This window comes from Synechococcus sp. R8-2 (assembly GCF_047461715.1).
In the GTDB taxonomy this organism is placed as follows: Bacteria; Cyanobacteriota; Cyanobacteriia; order Thermostichales; family Thermostichaceae; genus Thermostichus.
On the sequence record NZ_JANSHQ010000317.1, the window covers coordinates 1 to 1,060 of the forward strand.

Sequence of the window (1,060 nt, forward strand, 5' to 3'; positions counted from 1 at the left end):
ATGACCATAGCGGTAGGGCGCGTGCGTCAGGAGCGAGGATGGTTCGACATCGTCGATGACTGGCTCAAGCGCGACAGATTCGTGTTCATCGGCTGGTCCGGGCTGCTGCTGTTCCCCTGCGCTTACCTAGCCCTGGGCGGCTGGCTCACCGGCACCACCTTTGTGACCTCCTGGTACACCCACGGGTTGGCCAGCTCCTACCTGGAAGGGTGCAACTTTTTGACCGTAGCCGTCTCCACCCCCGCCGACAGCATGGGGCACAGCCTGCTGCTGCTGTGGGGCCCCGAAGCCCAGGGGGACTTCACCCGCTGGTGCCAGATTGGGGGGCTGTGGACCTTTGTGGCCCTGCACGGAGCGCTGGGGCTGATTGGCTTTATGCTGCGGCAATTTGAGATTGCCCGGCTGGTGGGGGTGCGGCCCTACAACGCCATTGCGTTTAGCGCGCCGATAGCGGTGTTTGTGAGCGTGTTTTTGATTTACCCGCTGGGGCAGAGCAGCTGGTTTTTTGCGCCCAGCTTTGGGGTGGCGGGGATTTTCCGCTTTTTGCTGTTTTTCCAGGGGTTCCACAACTGGACGCTGAACCCGTTCCACATGATGGGGGTGGCTGGCGTTTTGGGTGGAGCGCTGTTGTGTGCCATCCATGGGGCGACGGTGGAGAACACCCTGTTTCAGGATGGGGATGCGGCCAGCACCTTTCGGGCTTTTGAGCCGACGCAGTCGGAGGAGACCTACTCGATGGTGACGGCCAACCGGTACTGGAGCCAGATTTTTGGGATAGCGTTTTCCAACAAGCGGTGGCTGCACTTTTTCATGTTGTTTGTGCCGGTGACGGGTTTGTGGATGTCGAGCATTGGGGTAGTGGGGTTGGCGCTGAACCTGCGGGCGTATGACTTTATCAGTCAGGAGGTGCGGGCAGCGGAAGACCCTGAGTTTGAGACGTTTTACACGAAGAACATTTTGCTGAACGAGGGGATTCGGGCGTGGATGGCGCCGCAGGACCAGCCCCATGAGCGCTTTGAGTTCCCTGAAGAAGTCCTCCCCCGCGGCAATGCGCTCTAAA

The 1,060-nt window shown here is 60.1% G+C and carries 1 protein-coding gene; it reads left to right on the top strand.

Translation table 11 applies throughout. From position 1 onward, the window contains the following. A partial coding sequence (gene psbD / locus NW819_RS08095; RefSeq protein WP_414332488.1) for a photosystem II D2 protein (photosystem q(a) protein) occupies positions 1–1,059 on the top strand: 1,059 nt, incomplete at its 5' end. Position 1,060 lies beyond the last annotated feature (1 nt).